Annotated in this window: 2 protein-coding genes and 1 pseudogene; 2 read left to right on the forward strand and 1 reads right to left on the reverse strand. The window is 63.1% G+C overall.

Annotated elements, in window-relative coordinates:
• Both EOA33_RS24075 and EOA33_RS24080 read left to right on the forward strand, forming a co-directional pair.
• Positions 1-191: pseudogene (locus tag EOA33_RS24075) on the forward strand (GGDEF domain-containing protein); the annotation flags it as partial.
• 310 nt (positions 192-501) lie between these two features.
• Positions 502-4,041, forward strand: a complete 3,540-nt coding sequence (locus tag EOA33_RS24080) for a CHASE domain-containing protein (protein ID WP_189347356.1) — start codon at positions 502-504, stop codon at positions 4,039-4,041.
• A gap of 88 nt (positions 4,042-4,129) precedes the next feature.
• On the opposite strand, the gene EOA33_RS24085 is transcribed toward EOA33_RS24080, so the two are convergent.
• Positions 4,130-4,974, reverse strand: an 845-nt coding sequence (locus tag EOA33_RS24085; RefSeq protein WP_145989255.1) for an FAD-binding oxidoreductase, incomplete at its 5' end; no start/stop codon positions are given.

The following is a 4,974-nucleotide window of genomic DNA, read 5'->3' on the forward strand; positions in this document are numbered from 1 at the left end:
TCGGCGAACGCATCAAGGCGCGGGTGCGCGACGTCTATTTCGCGCCCAAGGGAACGGAGGACGTGCTCGCCGTTCAGGTCGGCGGCGTCATCTTCGAGCACGAGCTTGCCTTCGAGGACATGTTCCGATCGGCGGAAGAACGCCTGTCGGCCGCACAGGATCGTCTGGAATTTTCGCACCTGAGCAGCTAGGCGTCGACACGGCAGTGCGGCCGAACACGAGCGGACAGATGCAACGAGAGCGGCTCTGAAGCATATCAGCGTCTCTGCTCTGCCTTTGGCAAAGACAGTCGCAGCATTAATCGGGCGTTGACTCGTTCGGCGCAATCTCGGCGGGATCGAAGCAGCGATCTGCCGAATTCTGATCCTCGTCGGGTTGGCTTACGAATGTGCGTGCTGTCGCAGGAATGAGCGAATCACTTCGTCACGCCCTGCCGGATGTCGGGGCAATCTCGGTGTTCGTGAGCGAACCATGTCGCGTTTGGTGATGATTCTTCACCCTATGCAACGCCCGCTGTCGCACGCGCTGGCCAAGATCGTCGCGGTTGCGGCTCTGTATTACCTGACCGGCCAGCTTGGGCTGCTTCTGGCCGTGCCGCCCGGCTACGCGACAATCATCTGGCCGGCATCCGGCATCGCCGTCGGGGCATTGCTCGCCTACGGGCGTTCATTGTGGCCGGGGATCTTCGTCGGATCGCTCGTGCTCAATGCCGCTATCGGCGGCGGCTATTCAGCTGAAACCGGCTGGGCGCTCGACAAGCTCGCCGTTGCCGCCGCGATTGCTGGCGGCTCGACCGCGCAGGCCCTGGTCGCGCGGTGGCTTGTCGGTCGCGTGGTCGGGATACCGATCAATCTCAGGGGCATGCGCGATATCATCGCGCTGTTCCTTGCCGCCGCTCCGTTCAGCTGCATCGTCGCGCCCTCGGTTGGCGTGACCTCCCTGTACGTCGCCGGCGTTGTTCCTCCCGCGGGCGTGGCGCACAACTGGCTCACATGGTGGAGCGGCGATGTGCTTGGCATCGTCATTTTTTTGCCAATCGTGCTCATTGCCCCCGGCGCCAAGCGCCAGCTCAGCTGGCGCGGCACACCGCTGGGCGCATTGCCGATTGCCGCGATCCTTACGCTGCTTTTGCCCCTCGGCCTGACGTTCTACGGCTGGAAGGCAAGCAACCAGTTCATCTACGATCGCAACAGCGCGATTTTCGCCTCCATGGCGATCGAAAACGAGCAGGCGCTGATGCACCGCCTGGCGTCCTACGATCAGGCCTTGCTTGGCGGCGTCGGCTTCTTCGAAGGATCGAACTCCGTGAGTGCCGAAGAGTGGCGCTCCTATGTCGATGTCCTCGACCTCAAGCGCAGCATGCCCGGCGTCAACGGCATCGGCTACATCGAAAACGTTCCGGCGGAAAAGATATCGGACTTCCTTTTACGGGCGCAGATGGCGCAGCCGCAATTCACGATCCACCCCGACGTTCCCGGCGAACCTCGCTTTATCATCACCTATATCGAGCCGCTGGCACCGAACCGTCCGGCGCTTGGGCTCAACATCGCGTTCGAGAGCAATCGCCTGGAGGGCGCGACTCTCTCGCGAGATACCGGCAAGCCGGCCATCACCAAGCGCATCGTGCTGGTGCAGGACCAGACAAAGAGCAACGGCTTCATCCTGCTCCATCCCATGTACCGCAAGAACGTGCCGCTTGGTTCGGTCGACGAGCGACGCGCGGCCCTGACCGGTTGGATTTATGCGCCCTTCGTCGCGCAGAAATTCATGAGCGGGCTGACGACGAGCGAAGACCGTTCGCTGACATTGCAGGTCTATGACGGCGACGGCGAGAACGCCGATGCATTGATCTACCAGAGTGGTGAGCCCAACCAGTCCGCGTCCGCGCCGGCGTTTTCGATACGAAAGCAGGTCGACGTGATGCAGCAGCGTTGGACACTTTCGTGGCACAGCACGCCCGCGTTCGAGCAAAGCGTCGCCAGCCGGGAGCCGCTCCTCGTGCTCGCGAGCGGCATCGTCTTCACCGCCCTGTTCGGCCTCCTGCTGTCCTTGTTCGCCCGCCGTGCCGAAACGATCAAGGTACTCGTCGATCGAAAGACGAGCGAACTGGCCGAGCGGGAAGCGCTCTATCGCCTCCTGGCGGAAAATACCTCGGACATGATCAGCCGCGTCGCCTTCGACGGAACGCGGCTCTACACCTCGCCTGCCTGCATGCGGCTTCTCGGCTACACGGCCGAGGAACTTCTAAATTCAAATGCGTTTTCGGATGTCCACCCAAAGCAGCGATCTCGTCTCCAGGCCGAGTATGCGAAGCTGGCGCGCGGCGAAATCGACGAATCGAAAGGCGTGTTCACGCTGCACCGCAAGGACGACGACTGGGTGCAGGCGGAAATCACCCTGCAGCTGGTGCGCGACCGGACGGGAAGCCCCGCCGAGTTGGTCGTCACCGAGCGCGACGTCACGCTTCAGGAGCAGAGAGCCGAGGAACTCAAGCTTGCCAAGGCCGAAGCGGAAATCGCCAAGATGAACGCCGAGCAGGCGAGTGAAGCCAAGACGGCCTTCCTCGCGACCATGAGCCATGAAATCCGCACGCCGCTCAACGGTGTAATCGGCTATGGCGACCTGCTGCTTTCCTCCAACGAACTGTCGGAACAAAACAGGCGCTATGCCGAGCGCATCGGCACGTCGGCCGCGGCGCTGCTTACCGTCGTCAACGATATTCTCGACTTCTCCAGGATCGAAGCCGGTCAGATCGAAATCGACGCTCATCCGTTTGCGCTCGGCGCCTTGATCGACAATGTGCTCTCGATCGTCGGCGGCGTCGCCGCACGCAAGGGTCTTGCATTGGTCCGGAAGGTCGACCCGACCTTGCCGCCCCGCCTGATTGGCGATCAGGACAGGCTGAGACAGGTTCTACTCAATCTTCTGAACAATGGCGTGAAGTTCACCGCCACGGGAAGTGTCACCCTGGCCGTCGACCGCATCGGCGATTCCGGCGCCGGACCGGTCGGGCTGCGCTTTGCCGTCCGCGACACCGGCATCGGCATCTCGTCCGAACAGCGCGATCGTCTGTTCCAGCGCTTCTCGCAGGTTGACGGATCGATCCGTCGCGAATTTGGAGGCAGCGGTCTCGGACTGGCGATCTCGAAGCGCCTCGTCGAACTGATGGGTGGGCGGATCGGCGTTGAAAGCACGGCCGGCGAAGGTTCGCTGTTCTGGTTCGAAGTCGCGCTTGCCGAGGCCGGCTCGGAAGCGGAACCCTCCCGATTTGTCGAGGCGATGAACCAGACGACGGCGCCTGCCCGGATCCTGCTGGTTGAGGACATGGAGATCAACCGTGACATCGCTTGCGCGGTACTTCGATCCCGCGGACACGAAGTCGACATCGCGGTCGACGGCACGGAGGCCATCGCGGCGGTGCAGAACCGGACCTATGACGTCGTGCTGATGGACGTTCAGATGCCGGTCATGGACGGGCTCAGCGCAACCCGGCATATCCGGGCGCTCAATTCCCCGGCGCGGGATATCCCGATCGTCGCGTTGACCGCCAACGTGCTGCCGTTCCAACTCGCCGAGTTGCAGGCCGCCGGCATGACCGACCATGTCGGGAAGCCTTTCAAGCAGGCCGAATTGCTGGCGGCAATCGTCCGCAACACCGGCCGCGGGCCGGATCGAAACGCCGGCGAACCGGGTCCGGCCGCAGACGGCGGCCGGGACTTCAATGCCGATGTCTTCGGAAATCTCGAGACGGTGCTCGGCAAGAACAGAGTGGACAAGCTGCTCGACAAGCTGGCCGACGTGCTCAGGACCCGGCTCGTTTCGATCTCGCCTGAGGCGATCGATCGCGACGTCGTCCAACGCGACGCACACTCACTGGTCTCGTCGTCGGGCATGCTCGGTTTTGAAGCCCTGTCCAATTTGTGCCGCGACATCGAGACATCGTGCATCGCCGGCGCCGACCTGATGCCCGCCCTGCAACGTTTCGAGCGCGCGCGTGACGCCGTTCTGCACAAGATAGCGGCGCTCAAATCCGCTGCCTGACAGTCTGGTCCGTCATTCGGGCCAGGCGCGCCTCCTGATGGTCAGCATCGCTATGATCTTCATCATGGCCCGCGCGTCGGAGCCGGACTCAGATCACCGCTTCCTCCAGAAAAGGCTCGTTGCGCGATATGCGCTCGTAGCAGAATGGCGACAGATCGAGCGTCTGGAAGGCGCCGTGAACGATCAGCTCCGACACCGCTCGGCCGACGGCTGGCGATTGCTGCAGGCCGTGCCCGGAGAAGCCGTTGGCGAACATGAAGTTCCTCACCTCCGGATGGAAGCCGACAATGCCGTTGTGGTCGAGCATGTTGTATTCGTAGTGACCGGTCCAGCTGGTCTGGACCTTCAGCGCGTCGAAAGCCGGAATGCGGTGCCACAGCGCCGGCCAGATATGGTCGTCGAACTCCTCGAAGTGCATTTCGAAGTCGTCGTAGTCGGCCGGTCCGTCGCCCTGCGGCGTGTTGCCGGTGAGAAAGAGTTCGCCTTCCGGACGCACGAAGGTGCCGGAGAGGTCGATGACATTGGGCATGCGACCCGGGATCGGATTGGCGCTGGCGAAGACGAAGCTGTAGCGTTTGTAGGGCGCCACCGGGATCGACAGGCCAGCCATCGCCGCGACCTGCTGCGCGCGCGGACCGGCGGCGTTGACCAGGGTTCCACAGGCGACCGTCTGACCTGTCGCGAGACGGACTGAAACAACCCGCCCATCGGCGAGATCCAGTCCGGTCACGGCGTTGTCGATGTATTCGACGCCGCTGGCGCGAGCGGCGCGGCGGAAGCCGTTCATCATGCCCATGGAATCGAACCAGCCCTCTTCCCGCGAGCCCCAGGAGCCGCCGCCGAGATCCTCGACATTGAGCCAGGGAAAACGCTCCTTCAGCGGACCTGGCTCGAGGAAGACGGTGTGGGCGCCGAGACTGCGCTGCAGGTCGA

The sequence above is a fragment of the Mesorhizobium sp. M4A.F.Ca.ET.050.02.1.1 genome, assembly GCF_003997725.1.
GTDB lineage: Bacteria > Pseudomonadota > Alphaproteobacteria > Rhizobiales > Rhizobiaceae > Mesorhizobium.

Excerpts from the sequence above, each read along its gene's own strand:
- EOA33_RS24080 (WP_189347356.1), top strand. The coding sequence starts at position 502 with ATGCAACGCCCGCTGTCGCACGCGCTGGCCAAGATCGTCGCGGTTGCG.